This window comes from Henriciella algicola (genome assembly GCF_003576245.1).
Taxonomy (GTDB): Bacteria; Pseudomonadota; Alphaproteobacteria; order Caulobacterales; family Hyphomonadaceae; genus Henriciella; species Henriciella algicola.
In genome coordinates, this window is sequence record NZ_QWGA01000008.1 from 64,569 (window position 1) to 90,698 (window position 26,130).

At 61.5% G+C, this 26,130-nt stretch carries 23 protein-coding genes; 16 read left to right on the plus strand and 7 right to left on the minus strand.

What is annotated here, in order from left to right:
* Nucleotides 1-2 precede the first annotated feature (2 nt).
* The 3 genes from D1222_RS13125 to D1222_RS13135 all read left to right on the plus strand — a co-directional run bounded on the left by D1222_RS13125 (nt 3) and on the right by D1222_RS13135 (nt 2,549).
* Nucleotides 3-1,079 carry an EscU/YscU/HrcU family type III secretion system export apparatus switch protein gene (locus D1222_RS13125; protein ID WP_119454723.1) on the plus strand — a complete coding sequence of 359 codons (1,077 nt, stop codon included), beginning with the start codon at nt 3-5 and terminating at the stop codon, nt 1,077-1,079.
* A 12-nt stretch (nt 1,080-1,091) separates the two neighbouring features.
* Nucleotides 1,092-1,439, plus strand: coding sequence for a hypothetical protein (locus D1222_RS13130; protein ID WP_147371877.1), 348 nt, complete (start codon nt 1,092-1,094; stop codon nt 1,437-1,439).
* 105 nt (nt 1,440-1,544) lie between these two features.
* Nucleotides 1,545-2,549 (plus strand): complex I NDUFA9 subunit family protein, encoded by a 1,005-nt coding sequence (locus tag D1222_RS13135; RefSeq protein WP_119454725.1) that lies wholly within the window; start codon nt 1,545-1,547, stop codon nt 2,547-2,549.
* Nucleotides 2,550-2,581: 32 nt separating this feature from the next.
* Here D1222_RS13135 and D1222_RS13140 read toward each other — a convergent pair whose 3' ends face one another.
* Nucleotides 2,582-3,418 (minus strand): undecaprenyl-diphosphate phosphatase, encoded by an 837-nt coding sequence (locus D1222_RS13140; RefSeq protein ID WP_119454726.1) that lies wholly within the window; start codon nt 3,416-3,418, stop codon nt 2,582-2,584.
* 242 nt (nt 3,419-3,660) lie between these two features.
* Here D1222_RS13140 and D1222_RS13145 point away from each other — a divergent pair, with 242 nt between their 5' ends.
* From D1222_RS13145 to dnaJ, 3 genes are all read left to right on the plus strand, one after another.
* Nucleotides 3,661-5,115 (plus strand): NAD(P)-dependent oxidoreductase, encoded by a 1,455-nt coding sequence (locus D1222_RS13145; RefSeq protein WP_119455173.1) that lies wholly within the window; start codon nt 3,661-3,663, stop codon nt 5,113-5,115.
* Nucleotides 5,116-5,165: 50 nt separating this feature from the next.
* A complete protein-coding gene (gene gltB / locus D1222_RS13150) occupies nt 5,166-9,695 on the plus strand; it encodes a glutamate synthase large subunit (protein ID WP_119454727.1) in 4,530 nt (1,509 codons plus the stop codon).
* Nucleotides 9,696-9,809: 114 nt separating this feature from the next.
* Nucleotides 9,810-10,976: a molecular chaperone DnaJ gene (gene dnaJ / locus D1222_RS13155; RefSeq protein ID WP_119454728.1), complete on the plus strand. Its 1,167-nt coding sequence runs from the start codon at nt 9,810-9,812 to the stop codon at nt 10,974-10,976.
* Here dnaJ and D1222_RS13160 read toward each other — a convergent pair.
* Nucleotides 10,973-11,734: an alpha/beta fold hydrolase gene (locus tag D1222_RS13160; RefSeq protein WP_119454729.1), complete on the minus strand. Its 762-nt coding sequence runs from the start codon at nt 11,732-11,734 to the stop codon at nt 10,973-10,975. The genes dnaJ and D1222_RS13160 overlap by 4 nt on opposite strands.
* A gap of 132 nt (nt 11,735-11,866) precedes the next feature.
* On the opposite strand from D1222_RS13160, the gene D1222_RS13165 reads away from it, so the two are divergent.
* The 9 genes from D1222_RS13165 to D1222_RS13205 all read left to right on the plus strand — a co-directional run bounded on the left by D1222_RS13165 (nt 11,867) and on the right by D1222_RS13205 (nt 20,753).
* Nucleotides 11,867-13,054 carry a glycosyltransferase family 4 protein gene (locus D1222_RS13165; RefSeq protein WP_119454730.1) on the plus strand — a complete coding sequence of 396 codons (1,188 nt, stop codon included), beginning with the start codon at nt 11,867-11,869 and terminating at the stop codon, nt 13,052-13,054.
* Nucleotides 13,051-14,085, plus strand: a complete 1,035-nt coding sequence (locus D1222_RS13170; protein ID WP_119454731.1) for a glycosyltransferase family 9 protein — start codon at nt 13,051-13,053, stop codon at nt 14,083-14,085. The genes D1222_RS13165 and D1222_RS13170 overlap by 4 nt, the downstream gene beginning before the upstream one ends.
* A gap of 60 nt (nt 14,086-14,145) precedes the next feature.
* Complete coding sequence (gene infC, locus D1222_RS13175; RefSeq protein WP_119454732.1) at nt 14,146-14,688, plus strand: translation initiation factor IF-3; 543 nt, start codon at nt 14,146-14,148, stop codon at nt 14,686-14,688.
* Between the two features lie 313 nt (nt 14,689-15,001).
* Nucleotides 15,002-15,202 (plus strand): 50S ribosomal protein L35, encoded by a 201-nt coding sequence (gene rpmI, locus D1222_RS13180; RefSeq protein WP_119454733.1) that lies wholly within the window; start codon nt 15,002-15,004, stop codon nt 15,200-15,202.
* Nucleotides 15,203-15,252: 50 nt separating this feature from the next.
* Nucleotides 15,253-15,618 carry a 50S ribosomal protein L20 gene (rplT, locus tag D1222_RS13185; protein WP_119454734.1) on the plus strand — a complete coding sequence of 122 codons (366 nt, stop codon included), beginning with the start codon at nt 15,253-15,255 and terminating at the stop codon, nt 15,616-15,618.
* A gap of 91 nt (nt 15,619-15,709) precedes the next feature.
* Nucleotides 15,710-16,783 carry a phenylalanine--tRNA ligase subunit alpha gene (pheS, locus tag D1222_RS13190; protein WP_119454735.1) on the plus strand — a complete coding sequence of 358 codons (1,074 nt, stop codon included), beginning with the start codon at nt 15,710-15,712 and terminating at the stop codon, nt 16,781-16,783.
* Nucleotides 16,784-16,798: 15 nt separating this feature from the next.
* A complete protein-coding gene (locus D1222_RS13195) occupies nt 16,799-17,419 on the plus strand; it encodes a hypothetical protein (protein ID WP_119454736.1) in 621 nt (206 codons plus the stop codon).
* Nucleotides 17,420-17,422: 3 nt separating this feature from the next.
* A complete protein-coding gene (pheT, locus tag D1222_RS13200; RefSeq protein WP_119454737.1) occupies nt 17,423-19,819 on the plus strand; it encodes a phenylalanine--tRNA ligase subunit beta in 2,397 nt (798 codons plus the stop codon).
* 46 nt (nt 19,820-19,865) lie between these two features.
* Entirely contained in the window at nt 19,866-20,753 is an 888-nt protein-coding gene (locus D1222_RS13205; protein ID WP_325049239.1) for an ion transporter, read from the plus strand.
* Here D1222_RS13205 and D1222_RS13210 read toward each other — a convergent pair whose 3' ends face one another.
* The 3 genes from D1222_RS13210 to ccrA form a co-directional block, all read right to left on the minus strand.
* On the minus strand, nt 20,754-22,256 hold the full coding sequence (locus tag D1222_RS13210; RefSeq protein ID WP_119454738.1) for a M20 family peptidase: 1,503 nt from the start codon (nt 22,254-22,256) through the stop codon (nt 20,754-20,756).
* 80 nt (nt 22,257-22,336) lie between these two features.
* Entirely contained in the window at nt 22,337-22,738 is a 402-nt protein-coding gene (locus D1222_RS13215) for a hypothetical protein (protein WP_119454739.1), read from the minus strand.
* A 91-nt stretch (nt 22,739-22,829) separates the two neighbouring features.
* On the minus strand, nt 22,830-24,101 hold the full coding sequence (ccrA, locus tag D1222_RS13220) for a crotonyl-CoA carboxylase/reductase (RefSeq protein ID WP_119454740.1): 1,272 nt from the start codon (nt 24,099-24,101) through the stop codon (nt 22,830-22,832).
* 158 nt (nt 24,102-24,259) lie between these two features.
* Between ccrA and D1222_RS13225 the strand changes: the two genes are divergently transcribed.
* Nucleotides 24,260-25,150 (plus strand): aminotransferase class IV, encoded by an 891-nt coding sequence (locus D1222_RS13225; RefSeq protein ID WP_119455175.1) that lies wholly within the window; start codon nt 24,260-24,262, stop codon nt 25,148-25,150.
* Here D1222_RS13225 and D1222_RS13230 read toward each other — a convergent pair.
* Both D1222_RS13230 and D1222_RS13235 read right to left on the minus strand, forming a co-directional pair.
* Nucleotides 25,134-25,415 (minus strand): SemiSWEET transporter, encoded by a 282-nt coding sequence (locus tag D1222_RS13230; protein ID WP_119454741.1) that lies wholly within the window; start codon nt 25,413-25,415, stop codon nt 25,134-25,136. The two genes, D1222_RS13225 and D1222_RS13230, sit on opposite strands and share 17 nt — an antisense overlap.
* Before the next feature lie 63 nt (nt 25,416-25,478).
* Nucleotides 25,479-26,009: a hypothetical protein gene (locus D1222_RS13235; RefSeq protein ID WP_119454742.1), complete on the minus strand. Its 531-nt coding sequence runs from the start codon at nt 26,007-26,009 to the stop codon at nt 25,479-25,481.
* Nucleotides 26,010-26,130: the final 121 nt, after the last annotated feature.

Below are 26,130 nucleotides of genomic sequence, written 5' to 3' on the forward strand. Positions count from 1 at the left end.
GGATGGCTGAAGACCAGAATAGCGGTGGCGGCGAGAAGGAATTCGAGGCCACAGAGCAGAAGAAACGCCAGGCCCGAAAAGAAGGTAATGTCGCCCAGTCCAAAGAGGCGACCAGTTTCTCTCTCATGCTGGGCATGGTCATCGCGTCTGCCGTGTTCGGCACCGTGCTTGCTGGCGGCATCTTCAATGACTTCTCGGCCATGTTCTATCATGCCGACAGCTATGCGCAGGACATCTTCGCCGGTACGGGCGCGCAGTCGCGCCGCTGGCTGACCAGCGTTCTCATGCAGATCCTGCCGCTCTTCGGCATCCTGGTCGTGCTGGTGCTGGCAACCGTCATCGTTCAGGGCGCTGTGGCCTTCTCGACCAAGTCGATCAAGCCGGACATGAACAAGCTCAACCCGGCTGAGAACCTCAAGAAGAAGTACGGTCCGAAAGGCCTGATCGACTTCGGCAAGGACACCGCGAAGATGCTGTTTGCGGGTCTTCTGGCCTCTCTGTTTCTCTATCACTTCGTCGAAAACTATTACGCCAGTAGCGCGGTCCAGCTGTCGCAATTTTTTCAGTTCACCTTCAGCCAGGTGACGGCGATCATCATTATCTTCTGTGTCTTCCAGTTCGCGCTCGGCGGCGCCGACTTCTTCATCCAGCGCCAGCTTCACGCCAACAAGCTGAAGATGACCCGCCAGGAACTGAAGGACGAAATGAAGCGCAGCGAAGGCGACCCGCACCTGAAGCAGCAGCGCCGCGAGAAAGGCCAGAAAATCTCCAAGGGTCAGATGCTGCAGAATGTGAAGGATGCCACGGTCGTTATGGTGAACCCGGAGCACTATGCCGTCGCCCTGAAGTGGGAGCCGGACAGTGATCGCGCGCCAATCGTCGTTGCCAAGGGTGTTGACCATATGGCCGCCCGTATCCGTGAGGTGGCGCACGCCCATGACGTGCCGATCTACCGCGACCCGCCAGCGACGCGCTCCATCTACCGCCTCGTGGAGATCGACGAGGAAATCCACACTGAGCACTTCGCTGCTGTGGCCGCGGCCATCAGCTTCGTCGATCGCCTGCGTCAGCATCTCTAGGGAAGGGGCGCGATGAAACCGATGAAGAAGAAAACGGCGGCGGACTTGAAGAAACTTGTCGGGCTAAAGCGCCAGCGGGCCGAACAGGACATGGCCGAAGCGCAATTCGCGCTGGAGCGTGCGCAGACCGACCTTGCCGCCATGCGCGCCGCGCTGCAGGCACCAGCGGAGCCGATGGATTTTGCCGCGGTCAGCCTGGCGGAGCGGAATGGAAGTTCGCGCCGGCTTGTCGAACAGCTTCGCGCACAGGAAGCGCTTGTCGCAGAGCGCCGCACCGCGCTCGCCGAAGCCACGGACCGCCTGCGCCTCGCCTTCGGCTCGCAGCAGGTTCTTGAACGATCCCTGCGCCAGGGCGGTTAGGCGCGATACACATGGCTTGCCTTTCGTCGCATGGACAATCATGTCACGGCATGATGAAAGGCGCAGATCATTTCAAACAGGCTGCGGAATAGAGGTTCAGCGCTCATGTCGACAGGTCTTGTTACTCTTTTTGGTGGCTCCGGCTTTATCGGTCACTATGCGGCCCGCGCCCTTGTCGAGGCAGGCTACCGCGTCCGCATCGCGGTGCGCCGTCCGCACCTTGCCGGCGATGTCCGTCTCGCAGGCCCTCCAGGCTGGGTCGACATTGCGCAGGCGAACGTCCGCAACCGTCTCTCGGTCGAGCGCGCCATCGAAGGCGCCGACGCGGTCGTAAACCTTGTCGGTATCCTTTATGAGAAAGGCCGTCAGAGCTTTGAGTCCGCCCAGCTTGGCGGTGCACAGACAGTAGCTGAGTGCGCAGCGGCCGCAGGCATCAAGCGCTTCGTCCAGATTTCGGCGATTGGCGCGGATGAGGATTCAGAGTCGGATTATGCTCGCACCAAGGCACTGGCCGAACAGGCCGTGCGTGACGCGATCCCCGAAGCTGTGATCCTGCGCCCGTCCATCGTGTTCGGGCCGGAAGACGACTTCTTCAACAAGTTCGCAGGCATGGCAGCCCATCCGGTATCGAACGTTGCGCCTTTCCTGCCGGCCATCGGCGGCGGGAAAACGAAGCTCCAGCCGGTCTATGCGGGCGATGTCGCCGAAGCTATCGCGGCCGCCGTGAGCCGCGACGATGTTCAGGGCAAGACCTTTGAGCTCGGCGGCCCGCGCACCTATACTTTCAATGAGCTTTACGAATTCATCGGCGAGACGATCGACCGAAAGCGGTATGCGCTGCCGCTGCCATACTTCGTCGCCAAGCCGATGGGCCTGACCTTTGGCGCGATCTGGAAGATCCCGTTCCTGCCGCTTCACACTGTTCTCGGCCCGCCGCCGATTACGGGTGACCAGGTCGATATGCTGAAGACAGACAATGTCGTCGCAGACGATGCACTGACGCTGAAAGACCTCGGCGTTCAGGACATTGAAAGCATCGAAGCCATCGTGCCGACCTATCTGTGGCGCTACCGTGCCTATGGTGAATTCCACCAGAAGGGCGAAGCGTAAGCCTCGCCGTCAACTTGGTCGGTAGCTCTGAATCAGAGGCCGATGAGCGGGATCGCTGCCAGAATGGCGATGCCGAGCAGCACGCGGTAGATCACGAAGGGCAGGAAGCTCATCCGGTTGAGGAGCGCCATCAGCGCCCAGATGGACGCAAAAGCCGTCACGAAGCTGAGGCCTGCCACGATCAGGCCATCAGACAGCGGCACTGTGACTTCGCCTGCATCGGCGGTGGCGAGCTTGAGACAGGCATAGCTACCGGCGATCAGAAGCACCGGCGCACCGCACAGCATGCCAAAGCGAGCTGCTTCCGTCCGCGACAGGCCGAGGGCGCGCGCCGCTGTCATCGTGACGCCTGAGCGGCTGACACCCGGGATCATGGCAAGTGCCTGCGCAAGACCGATCAGAATGCCGTCACGAAGCGTCATGTCGGCTTCGGTGCGGTAACGCGGGCCTTTCACGTCTGCCCACCAGAGAAGCAGGCCGAAGACAATCGTCGTACCGGCAATCACATAGGCGCTGCGCAAGACGTCGAGGCCGGGGACAAGCTCATGGGCCAGTCCGGCCAGCAGAGCAGGCGGCGTTGCCACGAGGATAAGGAGGGCAAGTTTACCGCCATCCGTCAGGCGGCCATTGTCCCGGCCGATTCCGACGAGTTCGAAACTGCCCTTCACGACGCGGCCGGTATCTCTCCAGAAAAAAGCAAACAGCGCGAATAGCGTGCCAAGGTGCGCCATGGCGTTCACCATCAGCTCGTCTTCGCCTGAGACGCCGAAGATGTTTGCTGTCAGCAGGACATGCGCAGACGAAGAGATCGGAAGCCATTCCGATATGCCCTGCACGATAGAAATGATGACAAGCTGGAGAAGCGACATAGTTCTAGTCCCGGCGGTCTGTTGGACGCTCAAACCTATGTCACGCTTCGGTCGCGAAAGCACCCGCGCAAAATGTATATCGTCATGATATGTGTTAAATTTGCCAAACTCGGAGTTTGGCGCTATATTGATGATCAAATCAAATAATAGATATCACCACGATATACGGTGAATGAATCTGCCTTGCAAAGCTGCTGAAAAGCGCCGATAGGGCACAAACTTGCACGAAAAGGATGGGCGCTATGGCCAGCCGCATGCTGAAATTCACGTCGATCAACCCGACAATGCCTGAGAAGCGCGCAGCCGAAGCGCGCCGCAGCGACTTCCAGGAAATCTATGGCGACTACGCCCAGACGGTTGCCGAAGATCAGGCTGCCCGCTGTTCACAGTGCGGCGTCCCGTTCTGTCAGCAGGGCTGCCCGCTCTCCAACAACATTCCGGACTGGCTGAAGCTCGCCGCCGAGGACCGGATGGAAGAGGCCTACCAGGTCTCGTCCGCCACCAATAACATGCCCGAAATCTGCGGACGCATCTGTCCGCAGGATCGCCTCTGCGAAGGTATCTGTACCGTTGAGCAGTCCGGCCACGGCACGGTCACGATTGGCGCGATGGAACGCTACATCACCGACAATGCGTGGGAGCAGGGCTATGTCACACCGATCAAACCCCCGCGTGAACGTGAGCAATCCGCCGGTATCATTGGCGCAGGTCCGGGCGGCCTCGCCGCAGCTGAACAGCTTCGCCGCAAGGGCTATCAGGTCACCGTCTATGACCGCTATGACCGCGGCGGCGGCCTGCTCGTCTATGGCATTCCGGGCTTCAAGCTCGAGAAGCACATCGTTGAGCGCCGCATCAAACGGCTTGAGGAAAGCGGTGTACGCTTTGAGTTCAACGCCTCAATCGGCGAGACACACAAGCTGTCAGACCTTCGCGACGAACATGACACGCTGCTGATCGCGACGGGCGTCTACAAGGCGCGCGACCTGATGGTGCCGGGCGCAGGCTGCGAAGGCGTCCACAAGGCGCTCGACTTCCTGACCACGTCGAACCGCAAGGGCCTCGGCGATGACGTGCCTGAATTCGAGAACGGCACACTCGACGCAAAAAGCCGCAAGGTCGTCGTCATTGGCGGCGGCGACACGGCCATGGACTGCGTGCGCACGGCCATCCGTCAGGGCGCGACATCTGTCTCCTGTCTCTACCGCCGTGACCGCGCCAATATGCCGGGTTCACAGCGCGAAGTCGCAAACGCTGAAGAGGAAGGCGTGGTTTTCGAATGGCTGGCGTCTCCTGAAGCGCTGATCGACGATGAAGGTGGAAAGCTAAAAGCCGTGCGCGCCGCGCGCATGAAACTCGGTGCGCCAGACCCGTCCGGCCGCCAGTCACCGGAAAAGACCGGTGAGACATTCGATATCGAAGCCGACATGGTCATAAAGGCGCTGGGCTTCGATCCTGAGGACCTGCCACAACTCTTCAATGAGCCAGCCCTCACCGTGAACCGGTGGGGTGCCATCAAGGTTGATTTCGCCACGCTGGAAACGAGCCTTCCGGGTGTGTTCGCCGCGGGCGATATCGTTCGCGGTGCCTCGCTCGTCGTCTGGGCCATCAAGGATGGACGCGACGCAGCCGAGAGCATGCACAAACGCATGAAACAGATGGCCCGCACAGCCTCCGCTGCCCCCGTCGCCGCTGAATAGACCGGCCTGACCAACAGCGCTCCAAGACAAACCCTTTCAGGGATACCGACATGACCGACACGATCGAAAAATACCTCAAAGAACGCCAGAAGCTGATCGAGGCGCACGCCTATGATGAAGAGTTCGAGAAAGATGCCTGCGGCGTCGGTCTCGTTGCCTCTCTCGATGGCAAGCCAAAGCGCGAAATCGTTGAGATGGGCATCAAGGCGCTCAAGAATGTCTGGCACCGCGGCGCCGTCGATGCTGACGGCAAGACCGGCGACGGCGCTGGCATCCGTATTGAGGTCCCGCAGGACTTCTTCCGTGAGCAGGCAGAGCGCACCGGTCACAACCCGACAGATGATCCGATCTGCGTCGGCCAGATCTTCCTGCCGCGTACCGATCTCGGCAATCAGGAAGCGGCCCGCGCAATCGTGGAGACCGAAATCCTCCACTTCGGCTTCTACATCTATGGCTGGCGCCAGCCTCCGGTCGACATCTCGGTCATCGGCCAGAAGGCAGCTGATACCCGCCCTGAAATCGAGCAGGTCATGTTCCGCGACAGCCGCGGGCGTACCTCTGATGAGCTGGAGCGCGCGCTCTATCTCTGCCGCCGCCGCATTGAGCGGAAGGCACGCGAAGCCGGTATCCCGAGCTTCTACATCTGCTCGCTCAGCCATAAATCGCTGATCTATAAGGGCATGTTCCTCGCCCAGGACATCGACAACTTCTATCTCGATCTGAAGGATGAGCGTTTCGTTTCGCCGATCGCCATCTATCACCAGCGCTATTCGACCAACACTTTCCCGCGCTGGGAGCTGGCACAGCCTTTCCGGATGCTCGCCCACAATGGCGAGATCAACACGCTGCGCGGTAACCTGAACTGGATGAAGAGCCACGAGATCAAGATGGTCTCCGGCGCGTTCGGTGATGATGTCGAAGACGTGAAACCTGTCGTGCCGAAAGGTCTCTCGGACTCGGGCGCGCTCGATTCCGTCTTCGAAATCCTCTGCAAGGCCGGACGCACCGCGCCGATGACCAAGGCGCTCCTCATCCCGGAAGCCTGGTCCAAGCGCGCGTCGATCATCCCGGACGAGCATGCTGCGCTCTACGCCTACTGTAACTCCGTGATGGAGCCGTGGGACGGGCCTGCCGCCATCTGCGCCTATGACGGTCGCTGGGCTGTTGCTGGTCTTGACCGCAACGGTCTTCGCCCGCTCCGCTATGCGCTGACCTCCGATGGCATTCTCGCTGTCGGCTCCGAGACCGGCATGTGCCCGCTTAGCGGTCACGATGTTGTCCGCCGCGGCCATGTGCGCGCTGGCGGCATGATCGCGGCCAACCTCGAAGAGGGCCGCTTCTATGAGCATGACGAGATCATCGATGAGCTGGCTGGCGAACACCCGTATTCGGACTGGCTGAAAAACGTCAAAGAGCTTGAAGTCGACATCATGAATGGCGAAGAGCCGCGCCTCTTCGACAAGGAGGCGCTGCTGCGCCGCCAGATGGTCGCGGGCTTCACGCTGGAATCCTCAGAACTGATCCTCGCGCCGATGGCAGAGGACGGCAAGGAAGCCATCGGCTCGATGGGCGACGATACGCCAGTCGCGGTCCTCTCTCAGGAATGCCGCCCGCTCTCGCACTTCTTCCGTCAGAACTTCAGTCAGGTGACAAACCCGCCTGTCGACCCACTGCGCGAAGATCGCGTCATGTCGTTAAAAACGCGGTTCAAGAACCTCGGCAACATCCTCACCACGGATGAGACCCAACAGAACGTCTTCGTTCTGGAAAGCCCGTTCCTCTCGACCGGCATGTATCACCGTCTGATGGACGTGCTTGATGAAGGCGTCGAGCATATCGACTGCACCTTCCCGATTTCCAGCGTGAAACATGACGGCCGCGCCCTGAAAGAGGCCCTGTCGCGCATCCAGCGTGAGGCGGAAGAGGCGGTTCGCGCCGGGCGGGAGCACATCGTCCTGTCTGACGAGAACCAGGACCCTGAGAACGTCGCGATCCCGATGATTCTCGCGACCGGCGCGGTGCACAGCCACCTCGTCGCCCAAGGCCTCCGCACCTTCTGCTCGCTCACCGTGCGGTCGGCTGAATGTCTCGACACGCATTACTTCGCCGTGCTCGTCGGTGTGGGCGCAACCTGCGTCAACGCCTACCTCGCACAGGAAGCCATTGCAGATCGCCATGCACGCGGCCTGCTCGGTGACGAGCCGCTCAACTACTATGTCCAGAACTACAAGAAGGCGATCGAGGCGGGTCTTCTGAAGATCATGTCCAAGATGGGCATCTCGGTAATTTCCTCCTATCGCGGCGGCTACAACTTCGAGGCGCTCGGCCTCTCGCGTGCGCTGGTTGCTGACTACTTCCCGGGCATGACCAGCCGTATCTCCGGCATTGGTCTCGCTGGTCTTGAGGACAATGCTGTCGAACGCCACGAACTGGCCTTCGACGAGGACGTCATCTCGCTTCCGGTCGGCGGTTTCTATCGCCTGCGCGCATCGGGTGAGCCGCATGCCCTTGATGGCAATCTTATCCACATGCTGCAGGCGGCCTGCGACCGCGGCGACTACGCGCTTTATGAGCGTTATGTCGACGCGCTGAGCGGACGCGCGCCTATCCAGCTGCGCGACCTTATCGACTTCAAGACCCGCAGCCAGACCTCGATCCCGCTCGAACAAGTCCAGTCGGTCAATGAGATCCGCAAGCGGTTCGTGACGCCAGGCATGTCGCTTGGCGCGCTCTCACCCGAGGCGCATGGCACGCTCAACGTCGCCATGAACCGGATCGGCGCGAAATCCGTGTCCGGTGAGGGTGGTGAAATCCGTGAGCGTTACCGCCCGCTTCCGAATGGCGACAATATGAACTCGGCTGTCAAACAGGTGGCCTCTGGCCGCTTCGGCGTGACTGCGGAATACCTCAATGAGTGCCGTGAAATCGAGATCAAGATCGCTCAGGGCGCAAAGCCCGGCGAGGGCGGCCAGCTGCCCGGCTTCAAGGTGACAGAGCTGATTGCGAAGAACCGTCACGCCACGCCGGGTGTGACGCTTATCTCGCCGCCGCCGCACCACGACATCTACTCGATCGAGGATCTGGCCCAGCTCATCTATGACCTGAAGCAGATCAACCCTGAATGCCGAGTCTGCGTGAAGCTCGTCGCGCAGTCAGGCGTCGGTACGGTGGCCGCAGGCGTTGCGAAAGCAAAGGCCGACGTGATCCTCATTGCTGGCGGCGTTGGCGGTACGGGCGCAAGCCCGCAGACCTCCATCAAATATGCCGGCCTTCCATGGGAAATGGGCCTCGCAGAAGCCCATCAGGTGCTCTCGCTCAACAATCTTCGCGACAAGGTCACCCTGCGGACCGATGGCGGCCTTCGCACTGGCCGCGACATCGTCATCGCGGCGATGCTGGGCGCAGAGGAATACGGTATCGGCACGGCATCGCTTGTCGCCATGGGCTGTATCATGGTGCGTCAGTGCCACTCCAACACCTGTCCGGTCGGCGTCTGCGTACAGGACGAAGCCCTTCGCAAGAAGTTCACGGGCACGGCCGAGAAGGTCGTGAACCTCATGTCCTTCCTTGCCGAAGATGTCCGCCACATCCTCGCAAGCCTTGGCCTCTCATCTCTCGATGAAGCCGTCGGCCGCACCGATCTTCTGGCGCAGGTCAGCCGCGGTGCCTCGCACCTTGATGACCTCGACCTCAACCCGCTTCTGGTGAAGGTCGAGACCACCAAGCCGGTCGTCTACCGTCCTGACCACCGCACCGAAGTTGTCGAAACGCTCGATGCGCAGATCCTGCGCGATGGTGAGCCCTTCTTCACGCGCGGTGAGAAGATGCAGCTCGAATATGACGTGCAGAACGTGCAGCGCTCCATCGGTGCACGCTGTTCGTCGGCCATCGTTCGCAAGTTCGGTGAGCGCGCCCTGCCTGAGGGGCGCCTCCGTATCCGTCTGACGGGCAGCGCCGGTCAGTCACTCGGTGCCTTTTCGGTGCAGGGCCTCCTGCTCGACGTTTATGGCGATGCCAATGACTATGTCGGCAAGGGCCTGTCTGGTGCAACGATCCAGCTACGCCCGCGCCGTGATGCGCAGCTCGAGGCGTCCGAGAACACCATTATCGGCAATACCTGCCTCTATGGTGCCACCAATGGCCGTCTCTTTGCGGCGGGTCAGGCGGGCGTGCGCTTCGCTGTACGTAACTCAGGTGCAGAGGCAGTCGTCGAGGGCTGCGGCGCGAATGGCTGTGAGTATATGACGGGTGGCCGCGTCGCGATCCTCGGTCCGGTCGGCGACAATTTCGGCGCTGGCATGACGGGCGGCATGGCCTGGATCTGGGATCCGAAAGGCAACTTTGCCCGCGTCGCAAATCCTGACTCCATCGACTGGTATCCGCTCGCCGACATGTCGGAAGAACATATCGGGCGCTATCAGACGCTGCTCGAAATGCATGCCGAACGCACCGGTTCAAAGCGCGCGAAAGAACTCTTGGAGAACTGGGACAAGACGCTGGAACAGACGCACTTCATCGTCCCGAAAGAGGTCGCTGACCGCATCCTTGGCAGTAAGCAACCACAGCTTCAGGCAGTCTGATATCCCGCAACGACATTGAATCAGGTGCGCGCGCAGGCCAGCACTTGCGCAGCGCGCGCACCGCGCCCACCTGTCACCGCAATGCCAGACAGAGAAACCAGTTGATCGCCTGACATGAGTAAACAGGATTATTACGAAGTATTGGGCGTCTCGAAAGACGTCGACGCAAAGGCCCTCAAGAGCGCCTATCGCAAGCTTGCGCTGAAATATCACCCTGACCAGAACCCCGGCGACGATGCCGCCGAGGCGAAGTTCAAGGAAGTCGGCGAAGCCTATGCGATCCTCTCCGATCCGGAAAAGCGCGCTGCCTATGACCGTTTCGGCCACGCAGCCTTTGAAGGCGGCGGTGCAGGCCCCGGTGGCGGCAACCCCTTTGGCCAAGGCGATCCCGGCGACATCTTCGAGAATATCTTCAGCCAGGTTTTCGGTGGCGGTTTTGGCGGCGGTGGTCGTCGCCGCAATGGTCCCGCTCGCGGCAATGACCTTCGCTATGATCTGGAAATCTCGCTCGAGGACGCCTTCACCGGCAAGGATACCGAGATCACGCTGCCAACGGCGGTCGATTGCGGCACGTGCGATGGCAGCGGCGCGGAGCCCGGCACCAGCCCGGAAACCTGCCCGACCTGTCAGGGTGCAGGCCGCGTACGTGCCCAACAGGGCTTCTTCACCATGGAACGTACCTGCGCGCGCTGTTCAGGCCGCGGCAAGGTCATTCCGAACCCATGCAAGACGTGTGGCGGTGCCGGTCAGGTACGCGAAGAGCGCACCCTTCAGGTCAAGATCCCCGCAGGCGTCGAGAGCGGCATGCGTATCCGCCTCGCGGGTGAGGGTGAGCCAGGCCTCAATGGCGGGCCAAAGGGCGACCTCTACATCTTTATCGACGTGTCAGAGCACGACATCTTCGAGCGTGATGGGCCGAACCTCTATTGCCCGGCACCTGTGCCGATGGTGACTGCGGCCCTTGGCGGCGAGATCGAGATCCCGACCATCGATGGTGGCCGCGCCCGCGTCACCGTGCCGGAAGGCGCGCAGACAGGCCGCAAGCTGCGCCTGCGCGGCAAGGGCATGCCATCGCTTCGTGGTTCCGGCCATGGCGGTGACCTCTTTGTCGAGATGATCGTGGAAACCCCGCGCAACCTGTCTGCCCGCCAGAAAGAGCTGCTGCGTGAGTTCTGCGAATGCTCAGGCGCTGACTGCAATCCGGAAAGCGAAGGCTTTCTAGGTCGCGTTAAGAAGTTCTGGGACGGCATGACCGGCGAGGACGGCCAGCGCCCGAACTAGGCGCTGGGTTTAACAGCCTCGGCGATTTCCGCACAGGTCGCCTTCAGCCTCGCAATATCCTGCGGGCGTGACAGGCGATGATCACCATCCTTGATGAGGTGGAAGACCAGGTCTTCGCTTGTCATGGCGCTCACCAACCGCTCGGCATGCTTCCACGGCACATCCGGGTCCTGCATCCCCTGCAGGATGCGCACAGGCCCGTTAAAATTGATCGCTTCGTCCAGTATCGACCAGGTCTTGCCGTCCTCGATCAGAGCACGCGTAATCGGGTAGGGATCGCCATAGTCCGACGGCCGAAGGTGCAACCCCTTTTCCATGATCTCAGCCTGCGCCTCGCTTGAGAATTCAGGCCACATCAGTTTTTCGGTGAAGTCTGGCGCAGGCGCGATGAGGACCAGGCCGTTTACGCGCTCTGGCAGCGCCATCAGCGACAACAGCGCCATCCAGCCGCCCATGCTGGAGCCGACAAGGATGAGGTCGCCGTCTGTTTGCGCTGTGATCGCCGCGAGCGCGTCTTCGCGCCATGCGCTGATTGTGCCGTCCTCGAAGGCGCCGCCAGACTGGCCATGCCCGGAATAGTCAAAAGCGAGGAAGCTATGGCCCTGCGCAGCTGCCCATGTTTCCAGCTCGGTGACCTTGCCGCCCATCATGTCGGACTTGAAACCGGACAGCCACACAAAGGTGAGGCCCGTCTTTCCATGACTGCGGCGGAAGGCGATACGGCGGCTTTGCGGCGTTTCGAAATACTGTGTCGTCATGGCAGGAAGGCGTTGCGCGGGCTGCAGGTCTTGTCAACCAAGTCCCTTGGCGAACACCTTGCTTACGCGCTAGAGCGGCTGTGAATTGCTGCATTCACGCCAGAACGGGTGCGAGAGAAAGATCCTGTGCGCATGACAGAGACGGCGCTGCCAGACCTTGGCGGCAAGACCATACTCCAGGTGATCCCCGAAATGTCGGCCGGCGGGGCTGAGCGCACGACGCTGGAAGTCGCTGAAGCCATCATCGAAGCGGGCGGGCGCGCCATTGTCGCTAGTGAGGCTGGCCGGCTTGTCAGCGCGCTGGAGGCAGCAGGCGGCGAACATGTGCCCTTCGCCCTGAAGACAAAGAACCCGCTCAGCATCTATTCCAATGCAGGCAAGCTGGCAGACTTGATCGAGGCGTGCGGCATCGATCTCGTCCATGCACGCTCACGCGCCCCGGCATGGAGCGCGCTATGGGCCGCGCGCCGGACAGGCCGGGCATTCGTGACGACCTATCACGGGGCCTATTCCGGCAAGTCCGCGCTCAAAAAGGTCTACAATTCGGTGATGGCGCGCGGCGACGTCGTTATCGCCAATTCCGAATGGACCGCCAATCATGTCCAGTCCGTCCACAGCACACCGGGTGAGCGCCTCGTCACCATCCCGCGCGGGGTGGACTTCGACGTGTTCGATGAGGCCGCCGTCAGCCCGGACCGGATCGAGGCGATCCGTAACAACTGGCAGATTGAAGCGGCAAAGCCGACCATTCTGCTGCTGCCGGGTCGCCTGACGAGCTGGAAGGGCCAGCTTGTGGCGATTGAGGCTTTTTCCAGGCTGGATGAGAGCCTTCGGGCGGGCACCATCCTGATCCTCGCTGGTGACGCGCAGGGGCGCGACAAATACCAGGAAGAGCTGGAGCAGGCGATCGAGACCTACGGGCTCGGCCATGCCGTGCGAATCGTCGGTCATACCGATGACATGGCCGCGGCCTATGCTGCCTCAGATATCGTCCTTGCGCCTTCCACGCGTCCTGAAGCATTTGGCCGGGTTGCCGCCGAGGCATCTGCCATGGGCAAACCCGTCATTGCTGCAGATCATGGCGGGCAGCGGGAGATCGTTGAGGACAGGCGCACTGGACTACGGGTTGAGCCGGGTAACCCTGCGTCATTGGCCACCGCAATCGGCGCGCTCCTTGCATTGGACGGGCCAGAAAGACACGCGATTGGGGCAGCTGGCCGTGCCCATGTGCGTGAGCGGTTTTCCAAACGGGGTCTGCAGGTCGCGACCCTGTCGGTATACAAACGCGTCTTCGAAGCGCGTGAGGAGCAGTCGAATTGAGCAGAAGCGCTAATCCTGGAGAGAAAGCCAGGCGCGTCCTCGTCATCAAACTCAGCGCTCTGGGCGATTTCGTCCTGGCGCTCGGGGCCATGCGCGCCATCCGCGCAGCCCATCCAAAGGCGAGCATCACGCTCCTGACGACGCCGCCCTATGAAGGTCTCGCCAAGGCGACCGGCTTTTTCCAGAAGATCGAGACCGATGGACGCCCTGAAGGCCTGAAGGCCACACGCGCGCTCCTCAAACGCATCCGCGAGCAGAAATACGACATCGTCTACGACCTCCAAACGTCGGGCCGTACGGCGAACTATTTCAAGGCGCTGAACATGCCGATGCGCAAGCCGCCGCTCTGGTCGGGTCACGCTGCCGGTGCTGCATTTGAACACAAGGGGCCTGAGCGCGAGCGCATGCACAGTATCGACCGGTTCGGCGCACAGCTCGAAATCGCTGGTCTCGGGCCAGAGACGACCGGGGGCCAATGGCCGCCCATGCCGGACATGTCCTTCGTGCGCCGTGCACTCGGCGACTCGCCGTCGCTCCTGCCGGAATATTTCTCGATTTACGGCCCCTATGCGCTGATCATCCCCGGCGCTTCCAGCCATCGCAGCGCCAAGCGCTGGCCACCTGAACGCTATGCCGCGCTTGCCTCACGCATCGCAGAAGCAGGCGTCACGCCCGTCCTGATCGGCTCCAAGGCCGAAGCAGAAATCGGGCAGACGATCTGTCAGGCCGAGCCGCGCACCAAGAACCTCGTCAATCGCACCAGCCTCTTCCAGATCGTGACGCTGGCTGATCAGGCGCTTTTCGCTGTTGGCAATGACACCGGGCCCATGCATATGGCGGCACTTTCCCGGTGTCCGGGCGTTGCCCTTTTTGCCACAAGCGAGAGCGACCCATCCAAGGCCGCGCCGCGCGGCGCACAGATGATTATCTGTCAGGCGCCGACGCTCGATGAGCTCAGCGTGCGTGATGTCTGGCAGGCCGTTCAGATGCTTGGTGCAATTCCCGGGCGCGATAAAGTCGCCCAAACTTGAAAATTCGGCCGGAAATCGGCATATTCCGGTTCGCTTTAATTTGCTCAAAGGAGAAGAGCCATAGCACGTAGACCGCATGCGGCACCGCCATCCAAAAGAAACACTGGGCCGCGCATCAATCGGGACATCAAGGCAGATAAGGTTCTGCTGATCGACGAAGAAGGCGAAAAGCAGGGTGTAATGCCGCTCATGGCTGCACTGGATGCCGCCGCTGAGGCGGGCCTCGACCTTGTCGAAGTGTCGCCTAACCAGGAAGTCCCGGTCTGCAAGATCATCGACTATGGTAAGCTCCGCTACGAAGAGCAGAAAAAGAAGGCGGCTGCCAAGAAGAAGCAGAAGTCAGCTGAGCTCAAAGAAATCAAGATGCGTCCGAACATCGACACCCATGACTATGAGGTGAAGACTAAATCGATGACTCGCTTCTTCGAAGACGGCGACAAGGTGAAAGTCACGCTCCGCTTCCGCGGCCGCGAAATGGCGCACCAGCATCTCGGCATGGAACTCCTCCAGAAGGTGAAGGAAGAGTTCGCAGAGACTGCCAAGGTCGAGCTGGAGCCAAAGCTCGAAGGCCGTCAGATGACCATGGTGATGGCACCGCGCTAGGGCGACGAATGCCCCCTCCGCCTGCCGGCACCTCCCCCGTGAACGGGGGAGGACATCCAACACTTTGAAGTCTTGTTCTTCCTTCCCCCGCTTGCGGGGGAAGTGGCCCGCGAATGCGGGTCGATGGGGGCACTGGAACTCAGCGTATTAGCGGTCAGTCAGAACTGCGTATTCTGCCAAGCTGCGCCTTGATTTAGGCGCGTCTTTCCGTCATAAGCCCCCTCTTTCGAGCACTGCGGGCCAAAACGGCATGCCTGCGGGCTCATGAACGACTAGACAGTGGTCGCCACGTGCGTCCCGACAGGAGATCGAAATGCCGAAGATGAAGACCAAGAAGGCCGCTGCGAAGCGGTTCAAGTTCACGGCCACAGGCAAGCTCAAGCACGGCGTCGCCGGCAAGCGGCACCGCCTGATCAGCCACAACGCGAAGTACATCCGTCAGAACCGCGGCACCAAGCCGGTTGCTGATGCGGATGTCGCACGCGTCAAGAAGTACCTGCCCTACGGCCTCTAGGCCGGACGCAGATCGAACTCGAACCGTATTTGAACTAGCAGGAGGCCAAGATGCCCCGTTCACGTAACAAAGTGCCGGCACACGCCCGCCACAAGAAGATCATCAAGGCAGCCAAAGGTTATTATGGCCGCCGCAAGAATACTTTCCGCACGGCAAATGCTGCTGTCTGGAAAGCTGGCCAGTACGCCTATATCGGCCGCAAGCAGAAGAAGCGCACCTTCCGTTCGCTCTGGATCCAGCGCATCAATGCTGCTGTCCGCATCCATGACGAAGAGCTGACCTATTCGCGCTTCATCGACGGCCTCACCAAGGCTGGCGTCGAAGTTGACCGTAAGGTCATGGCTGACCTTGCCGTCCACGAGCCAGAAGCTTTTGGCGCACTGGTGGAGAAGGCCAAGGGCGCGCTCGCAGCTTAAGCGTTCCGCTTTTCGCATTTCTCCGCTATTTCCGACCGCCAAGGCGGGGCGGAAAAGCCCCGTTCGGCCTTAAACCCAACGGGGCTTTTTCATGTCTGAACTCGATAAGATCGAAAAAGAAGCGCTCGACGCGCTGGCTGCAGCAGGCGACCTTGCTGCGCTCGACGCGGTACGCGTGGCCGAGCTCGGCAAGAAGGGCCGCATCTCCGGCCTGATGAAGACGCTTGGTGGGATGAGCCCGGAAGAGCGCCAGGACATGGGCCCGAAGCTCAATGGCCTGCGCAATCGCGTTCAGGACGCCGTAGAGGCGCGCAAGTCAGAGCTCGAAGAAGCCGAGCTGGAGAAGAAACTCCAGACCGAGCGGATCGACATGACCCTGCCGCCGGTTGCCGCGCCTGAGGGCAAGCTGCACCCGGTCATGCAGGTCTTCGAAGAGATTGCTGCCATCTTCGGCGATATGGGCTTCACCGTCGCTGAGGGCCCGGACATTGAAGATGATTGGCATAACTTCACGGCGCTGAACTTCCCTGAAGGCCACCCCGCGCGTGAAACCCACGACACCTTCTTCTTCCACCCGCAGGAAGGCGCGGCGCCGAAAGTGCTGCGTACCCATACCAGCCCCGTCCAGGTGCGCGTGATGGAGGCCCAGAAGCCGCCAATCCGCATCCTCGTGCCGGGCCGTGTCTACCGCAATGACTGGGATGCGACCCACACGCCGATGTTCCACCAGGTCGAAGGCCTGGTCATCGAAAAGAACATCCATATGGGTCACCTCAAGGGGTGCCTCATCGACTTCGTGCGTGAGTTCTTCGAGGTCGATAATGTCGAGGCACGCTTCCGCCCGCACTTCTTCCCGTTCACCGAGCCGTCGGCCGAGATGGACGTGAAATACACCAAGGTCGGTGACTCGATCGAGATCGGGGCAGGCGACAGCTGGATGGAAATCCTCGGGTCCGGCATGGTCCACCCGAACGTGCTGCGTAATTGCGGCATCGACCCGGACGAGTATCAGGGCTTCGCCTTCGGTATGGGCGTCGACAGGCTCGCCATGCTGAAATACGGCATGCCGGACCTTCGCCCCTATTTCGAAGCCGATGCAGGCTGGAGCCGTCACTATGGCTTCCGGCCATGGGCAACGCCCAGCGTTTCCGGCGGGCTGAGCTAGAAGGCGGGACAGGCCATGGGTAACGGCAACAAGGCAGAGATGCTGATTGCGATCTGCGCGGTGATCACCAGCGCGATTGCGGTCTTCATTGCCTGGGACCAGGGACGCGTCATGCGCGCCCAGCAGCATGGCGCCGTCTTCCCTGTCGTCCAGATCGAAGGCTTCGTTTCGGAGACGCCCACGACTTCAGCAATGGGTATCCGCCTCACCAATAGCGGTGTCGGCCCGGCCCTGATCGAGCGGGTCGAGATGCTGAAGGATGGTGAGATCGTCGAGGACCTGACGCCCTACGCGGAAACATTCCCGCCCGGCTATCAGCAATCCTGGTCAAGCCTGATCGGACGCGCCGTCGCGCCCGGCGACACCATCATGCCCCTGCGTGTCGACTGGCCGCGCGGGCAGGTGACGCTGGAAGAACGCAATGCTGCCGCTGCAGCGTGGAGCGAGCTTGATGTGGAAATCTGCTACTGCTCTGTCTTCGACCGCTGCTGGACGGCACGCGGTCTTGGTATGGGCGTCAGCATGAGCCGCGCCGAGCCTGTCAAACGCTGCCAGCGCAGCGAAAAAGATATTTTCGAGGACCTCGCGGACGATGTGCGCGCCCCTCAAACCGAACCGACCCCGGAAGTGGAATAGACGATGAAGTTCACACTCTCATGGCTGCAGGACTATCTCGCGACCAAGGCGCCGCTGGATGATATCCTTGCGACGATGCTGAAGGCCGGCCTCGAGGTCGAGTATGTCGAGGATCCGGGCGAGAAACTGTCCGAGTTCACCGTCGCTCACGTCACCGCGGCTGAGCCTCATCCGGATGCGGACCGCCTGCGTGTCTGCACGGTAGAGACGAAAGACGGCACCAAGCAGATCGTCTGCGGGGCGCCGAATGCCCGCGCCGGTATGACCGCCATCTACGCGCCGCTCGGCACCTATATTCCGGGTCTTGACTTCGCACTCGACAAAAAGCCGCGCAAGATCCGCGGCATCGAGAGCCATGGCATGCTCTGCTCCACCAAGGAGATTGAGGCAGGCGAGGACCATGACGGCATCGCCGACCTGAAGGGCGACTGGAAAGTCGGCACGCCCGCCGCCGAAGCCCTCGGCCTGACCGACAAGGTCATCGATTTCGAAGTCACCCCGAACCGTCCTGACTGGCTCGGTGTGCAGGGCATCGCCCGCGACCTCGCCGCAGCCGGGGCAGGGCGTTTCCTCGAAAACCCGATCAAGAAGGTCGAAGGCAGCTATGACTGCCCTGTCGATATCCAGCTTGAAGCCCCGCAGGCCTGCCCGGTCTTCGCCGGTGCGCTCGTGCGCGGTGTCACCAACGGCCCGTCGCCGGACTGGATGCAGCAGCGCCTCAAAGCGCTCGGCATCACACCGCGTTCGCTGCTCGTCGACATCACCAACTACATCTCCTTCGACCGCGCCCGCCCGCTGCATGCCTATGATGCGGCCAAGCTCAAGGGCGCCGTCGTCGCCCGTCTTGGCCGCGAGGGTGAGAAGCTGGAAGCCATCGACGGCAAGACCTATGAGATCGGCACAGAAATGTGCGTCATCGCTGACGATAGCGGCCCGATCGGCCTCGGGGGCGTGATGGGCGGCCAGTCCACCGCCGTCAGTGCAGAAACGATCGACGTCTTCATCGAAAGCGCCTGGTTCGACCCGCTTCGCACCGCCCGTACGGGCCGCGACACCGGCATCATCTCCGACGCCCGCTACCGCTTCGAGCGCGGTGTAGACCCGCAAAGCTGCGTCGATGGCCTCAACTTCGCGCTCATGCTCATCAAGGAGTATGGCGGCGGCGACGTCTCGGTCAGCCGGATTGCGGGCCAGCCTCCTGCGCCGCACGCCAAGGTCCTGTTCGACAAGCGCGACGTTGCCCGCCTCACAGGTCTCGAAATCAAGCCAGCCGATCTCAAAAAGATGCTGAAGGATCTCGGCTTCGGTCTCGAGGATACTGGCGAGGCCTGGTACCTCACGGTGCCAAGCTGGCGCTTCGATATCGAGCAGTCCGCCGACATCGTCGAGGAAGTCGCCCGCCTCACCGGCTACGACAAGCTGCCGACCCAGTCGCTGCCACCGCTCGAAGGTGGACGCACTGCCGTTATCACGCCGACGCAGGCCCGCATTCGTGCGGCGCGCCGTGTCATGGCGGCTCGCGGCTACCTTGAGACGGTGACCTGGTCCTTCATGCCGAAGGAGCAGGCCAAGCTGTTCGGCGGCGGCAGCGATGCGCTGACCCTGTCGAACCCGGTCGCGAGCGAGCTAAACCAGATGCGCCCGAGCATCCTCGCCAACCTCGCCGTTGCCGCCCAACGCGGCGCAGACCGCGGTGAGCGGGAGATGCGCCTGTTCGAAGCTGGCCCTGTCTATCTCGGTGATGGCCCGAAGGATCAGCGCAATGTCGTCGCCGCGCTCGTGCGTCCCGTGACCGCCCGCCACTGGAGCGGCGCGCTCGCGCCTTATGACGCCATCGCTGCCAAGGCTGACCTCTTCGCCCTTCTGGCAGAGCTCGATCAGCCGCCAGAGCGTTTCCAGATCGAAGCCCCGCGTCAGGGTCACTGGCATCCGGGCCAGTCGGCCTGCCTGAAGCTCGGGCCCAAGGTCACGATCGCGCATTTCGGCGCGCTGCACCCGCGCGTCCTGAAAGAGCTTGATGTCGACGGCCCTGTCTATGGCTTTGAGCTTAATCTCAACGCCCTGCCGATGATGAAGGCGAAAGCCACGAAGACGCGACCGGTGCTGAAACGCGCTGACCTGACGCCGATCCGCCGCGACTTTGCCTTCGTTGTTGATGAAAGTGTACCAGCTGGCGACATCGTCCGTCAGGCCCGTGCAGGCGACAAGAAGCTTATCACGGCGGTTGATGTTTTCGACGTCTATCAGGGCAAGGGCATCGACCCGGGCAAGAAGTCCGTCGCCATCGAAGTCACGATCCAGCCGGAAGGCGAAACGCTGAAGGACAAGGAGATCGACAAGATCGCCGAAGCCATCATCGCGAACGTGGCCAAGGCCACCGGCGGCGTGTTGCGGGGATAGGCGTATCGCGCTTAAGCTTGCCCTCTAAGGCGGGGGGCAAGCAGCCATGGCGATGCATCACATCATGACGCAGATAGGGCTGCGCAAGCGTCTCTATACGCAGATGGAGCCGACGGCGCGTGACAAGACGGGCCTGTCGCCCTTCAACCTCTTTATCGTCATCCTTGTTCTGCTCAGCTTCCTCGCGCTCGCGCTAGAAACAGAGCCGACCATGGGTGATGGCTGGATGCGCGCCATCGACGTGTTCAACGTCGCGATCATCATCATCTTTGCGCTGGAATACCTCCTTCGGCTCTGGGTGGCAGGCGAAAACCCCGAATATCGCGGTGTTCGCGGGCGCGTTCGCTATGTCTGCTCTGGCTACGCCCTTGCCGACCTTGTCGCCTTCCTGCCAGAGCTCTTGTGGATCCTGCTCGCGCCGGATGATGCCAGCGCGCAGATCGTCATGGTGTTGCGCGTTCTGCGGCTGGCGCGCCTTGCCAAGATTTCGCGCTTCATCCCGGCTTTCGACGTCCTCGGCGCGACCCTCTCGCGCGCAGGACAGCAACTTTTCACCACGCTCGCCATGGCCATGGCGCTCGTCTACATCTCGGCAGTGCTGCTCTATTTTGTCGAGGGCGTCGGCGGCCAGCAGCAGGAAAGCTTTGCGTCCATTCCGCGTGCCATCTGGTGGGCCATCGCAACGCTCACCACGGTTGGATATGGCGACGTCTATCCTGTCACGCCGCTTGGACGGTTCTTCGCGTCCGTCATCGCGATTGCCGGCATAGGCATGGTCGCCCTGCCTGCCGGTGTGTTCGCTAGCGCCTTCTCAGATGAGATAAGAGAACGGGAAAACGCCAAGCAGGAGCGCCGCGAACGCGCCCTTGAGCGGCGCGTCGCGCGGATCGAGGCTGCCGAACTGGATGAAGAGAGCGACGACGATCTTCGCTGACTACTCGCCATCCTCCGGCGTATCCATGGCCATCACGATCTGCGCATAGCTGCGTGACAGGTGTCCCATATTCTCGACGCTGAGGCGCTCATTCGTGCCGTGGAAGCCTGCAAGGTCCGCCGGGCCAACGATACTCGGCGCGAAGCGATAGACGCTGTCCGTAATGGCGCTGGCATAGCGTGCATCGGTCGCCCCGATAACGAGGGCCGGCGTGACAGGCGCGCCGCCGCCAACTTCGGTCGCTACAGCGTGCAGCACGCCGTAAGCCCGGTTATCGGTCGCGCTGACGCCAGACGCTTCGCTGCCAATGCCGCCGTCGACTGGCGCATACTCAAGCCCCTCAATGTCGGATGTCACCTCACCAATATGGTCCAGGATATCCTGCACCGTATTGTTCGGATGGACGCGGAAGTTGACGATCGCGGTTGCCCGCTGCGCCAGTACGTTTTCCTTGGCAGATCCTGCCAGCATGGTCGGCGCAGTCGTCGTGCGGATCATCGCGTTGCCTTGTGGTGACGCCGCAAAGCCGCTCTCGACCATGCCGCCCAGCAGCCACTGGTTTGCAAGCGCCATGCGCTGGACAAAGCCCATCTCGCCCGCAACGACCTGCATCATGTCTGAGGTTGGCGACGCAGAAAGGTCAGCATCCATCTGTGTCTCGTCCAGCGCGATCAGCGCCCGTGACAGGCGCACGGTCGCACTGTCGCGCGGCGGCGCTGAAGAGTGCCCGCCCTCTGCCGTGACGGTGATCTGGACGGTGACATAGCCCTTCTCGGCCACACCGATCAGGCCCAGCGTGCCACCTGTGACAGGGTTATCCTGAACGACCATGAAGCCCTCATCAAGCGCCATAACTGGCGACACACCGCGCTCTTTCAGAAGTGCAATGCCTGCCTCTGCGCCAGAGCCGGACACCTCTTCATCATGGCCAAGCTGAACAAGGATCGTGCGCTGCGGCTCAAACCCATCGCGGGCGAGTGCATCGAGGCCTTCCATGATAGCAACGAGCGAGCCCTTATCGTCCATCGCGCCGCGTCCATAGACATAGCCATCGACGATCTCGCCAGCGAACGGCGCGCCGGTCCAGTCGCCTTCGGTGCCGATATTCACAGGCACAACATCCTGATGCGCCATCAGGAGAAGCGGGTCGAGCGCGGGGTCAGACCCTTCCCATGTGTAGAGGACTGTGTAGCCGCCAGGCACGGTCTCCTTTGATGCGGCGGCATGGAAAGCTGGATAGGTCTCTTCAAGCCAGGCTTGCAGCTCAAGCCATGGGCCTTCCTGACCGGGCCGCGGGTCGCCGGATGCCAGCGTGATCGTGCGGAACTGGATGGCTTCGGAAAGATGCCGGGCGGCTGTATCGGCAGAGATCGCCGGCGGCTCTGGCAGCTCGACTTGCTGCACTGTGTCGGGCACGCCGCCATAATTAAGCGTGCGAATGACCAGAACGGCGATCAGGGCCAGAAAGGCAATGCCCACCCCAAGCAGGATTTTCTTGAACATACCGGCCCTCCCTCAATCGCCGTGGCTTTACCGGCCACTCTGGTGCGCGCGGCGCGCGCGGGCAAGGGGGCGCGCCAGCCTCAGTTCACGAGCTGGCAGTAATAGACCTTGTCTGCCCCATCGCCGCGATTTTCGCTGAGGCGCAGTATATCGCCTTCCCGCCTCAGATGAACAAGAAAGCGCTCAAGTGTCGAGGTGTTTGTAAATTCAGCGAGATGGTCTTCACCGCTGAAGACGTAGCTGCGATCAGTCAGCGTGAGGCGCCCAGAGAAGAAGACCTTGCCCGTCCCGCTTGCGATGAAGTCATTGATGTCTTCGCGGGTGGGCGAAACTTCCGCTTCACCCAACGCCACCGTGTCATACTCGGCTTCGAGACGGCCGACAGACCCATCGAGATCGCAGGACCAGGCGACCTGTGTGCGCTCACGCGGCGAGGCTGGCAGAGCCAGGGCCAATGTGAAGGCGAGCGAAAGAAGCTGCATTATGGGGATGTCTCCGCTGGCAAAGCGCCAGCGGAGACAGTCATACACCATTTAGGTGTGTTTACCTAATCAATTGCGTCTTTTGCGTGCGTCACGCCTGCCCGGAGACAGCGAGAACGTCCTCGACCGTGCGCAGGCCCGGCTTCGGCGACGTCACCAGAACCGCCATGTTGCCCGGAAGGTGCTTGTTATCGAGCATCTTCTCATGCGCTGCCGGGATGTCTGCCCACGGGAAGACTTCCGACATGCACGGGTCGATGCGGCGGTCGATGACCAGCTGGTTCGCTGCCGAGGCCTGGGCGAGGTTCGCAAAGTGTGAGCCCTGTACCCGCTTCTGACGCATCCAGAGGAACCGCGCATCCATGGTCAGGTTGAACCCCGTCGTGCCCGCACAGATGACGACCATACCGCCGCGCTTCACGACGAAGACAGAGACCGGGAAAGTGCTTTCGCCCGGATGCTCGAAAACGATATCGACATCCTTCTTGCCGGTGATCTCCCAGATCGCCTTACCGAACTTGCGGTTCTCGCGCATATAGTCGGAGAATTCAGGCCCGTTGACCTTGGGCAGCTGGCCCCAGCAATTGAAGTCCTTGCGGTTCAGCACGCCCTTGGCGCCCATCGAATAGACAAAGTCGAACTTGTCATTGTCGGACACGACGCCGATCGCGTGCGCACCGGTGACGGCGCAGAGCTGGACGCCGAAGCTGCCAAGACCGCCGGACGCGCCCCAGACGAGGACATTATTGCCCGGCTTCACGATGTGCGGACGGTGGCCAAACAGCATGCGGTAGGCGGTGGCGAGCGTCAGCGTGTAGCAGGCGCTTTCTTCCCAGGTGAGGTGCTTCGGACGCGGCATGCACTGGCGCGCCTGAACGCGGCAGAACTGCGCGAACGAGCCGTCCGGCGTCTCGTAGCCCCAGATGCGCTGGGACGGGGAGAACATCGGGTCGCCGCCATTACATTCCTCGTCGTCGCCATCATCCTGGTTACAGTGAATGACGACCTCGTCGCCCGGCTTTACACGGGTAACCTTGCGGCCAACAGCCCAGACAATGCCCGACGCGTCAGAGCCTGCGACATGGAAATCGGCCTTGTGCACGTCGAAGGGCGAGATCGGCTCGCCGAGGCCAGCCCAGATGCCATTATAATTGACGCCTGCCGCCATGACGAGGACGAGCACTTCGTCGGAATCGATCTCCGGCACCGGCACCTGCTCGACCTGCATGGCTGTATTCGGGCGCCCATGGCGCTCACGGCGAATCGCCCAGGCATGCATGAATTTCGGCACGTGAAACTCGGGCGGAATCTCGCCGACTTCGTAAATATCTTTCTTCTCACGCGAGATTGTCGCAACACTCATTCTACAAATCCTCCGATAGTCCTCTTGTGAGCAATATTTTTGTTTTGCTTCACAAATCTCCTCAATGGCGGGACACTGACCAAATCATTGACGCTAAGGCAAGGAAAAATTTGCTGCAGCGCAACATCCCGGACCGCAAGAATGAGAGTTTTCCTGCCATGCAGCCTGCTGAAATCGTCTATCTGAACGGTGAATTCGTGAAGAAGAATGAGGCCTGCCTGTCGCCGTTCGACCGGGGCTTTCTTTTCTCGCACGCCGCTTATGAAGTGACCGCCGTCTTCGATGGAAAGCTCATCGACTTCGACGCGCACATGGCGCGCCTTGATCGCACGCTGGACGGCATCGATATCCCGCGCGATGGCCTCGCTGAGCGTTTGAAAAGCCTGCACGAAGAGCTGATAGCTAGAAACGGCGTCACCGAAGGCTTCGTCTATCTTCAGGTCACAGGCGGGGCCTATGGACGCCGGGACTTTGGCGGCCCAGAAACGCTCACGCCGGGCCTCTTCATGTTCTGCGAGACACGCAACCTGATCGGGGAGAAGGCCCAGCATGGCGTCTCCGCTATCACAGTCGAGGATCAACGCTGGAAGCGCCGCGACTACAAGACGACGCAGCTGCTGTCACAGGCACTCGCCTATCGTGAGGCTGAACGCGGCGGCGCGTTCGGCGCCATTCTCCACGAAGACGGCATGGTGACTGAAGGCGCTTCAGCGAATCTCTGGGTGGTGCTGGACGCAGATACGCTTGTGACCCGGAATCTCGGCCGCCAGATCCTGCCAGGCATTACGCGCCAGTCCGTCCTCGACCATCTCGCCCGCGAAGGCATCACGGTGGAGGAGCGCGCGATCAGCCTCGAAGAACTTTTGGGCGCGCGCGAAGTGTTCACCACGTCCGCGACAGGTCTCATCCTTCCCGTGGTGCAGCTGGATGGAAAACCGGTTGGCACGGGCAAGCCCGGGCCGGTCACGCGCCGGGTGCAGGGCCAGTATTATCGCGGGATTGGCGCAGATCTCGATGCCCGCGCACCGTGGCTCAACGCGACCGGATAATCGCCCGCCTGGCAGACATCGTATTCATCAGTTTCACGGTCAGGATCATGGAGGCGAGCACCACCGTGATCAGATTGGCGATGATGATGGGCAGGCTTTCGATCAGCACGCCATAGACCAGCCAGAAGGCAACACCGGTCGTGAATAGCAGGTACATATAAAGCGACAGACCATCGGTGTTGCGCGTCCGAAGCACGAGGATCGCTTGCGGCACAAAGCTCGCCGTTGTCAGGCACGCCGCCACCAGTCCCAGAAAATCAGCCATTCCCATCCCCGTCTGCGGCGAAGGACCGGGAAATACCACGTTCTCGAACGCGCTGTCTCCGGTTTAATCGCGCCCGTCAGGCTTGCGCGGGTCGCGCCCGATCACTTCGCCTTCGATAATCTCACCGCCTTCATCACCGGGCGATGTCCCGTCCGGACTGATCGAAAACGGGCCGACCCGCAGGCCTGCGCCCGACGTGTCGATCACGCCGTCGAGGAGCTTCACCGGAATGGCGAGGCAGATTGCCGCAAATGCGCCCCAGAAGCCCAGGATGGCCGCATCGGTCGCCGTCAGCCGGCTCTCTAGATCGACTTCTGTAAACAGCGCCGCAATCCCGGCAAACGCAACGAACAGGATGCCGCCCAGAACGACCATGCCAACGAACTTCGGAGCAAGTTTCTGAAGCCCGGGCCATGGCGGCGGATTCTTTTTGACGGCGCGCAGCACGACGGGGCGCACCGCCGTCATCACCGCAGCGATCAACACGACCATGATGGCGCTGCGCTCCATCGCCACAGCTGTCAGGATGGCGAGCGGCAGGGCAAGCAGGGCCGCAAGCCGCAGGGCAAGGCTCAGTCGGATAAGGCCGGTCATGTGTTCTGCTCCAGACTGCGCCGCACCGCGCCAGTGCGCCTCGGCTCTTGCGCGCGGCGGCTTGCCTGCCCGTGTGAGCAGACGCGCCCGCCGGGCGCCTTCTCAGCGCAAGATTGTTTTG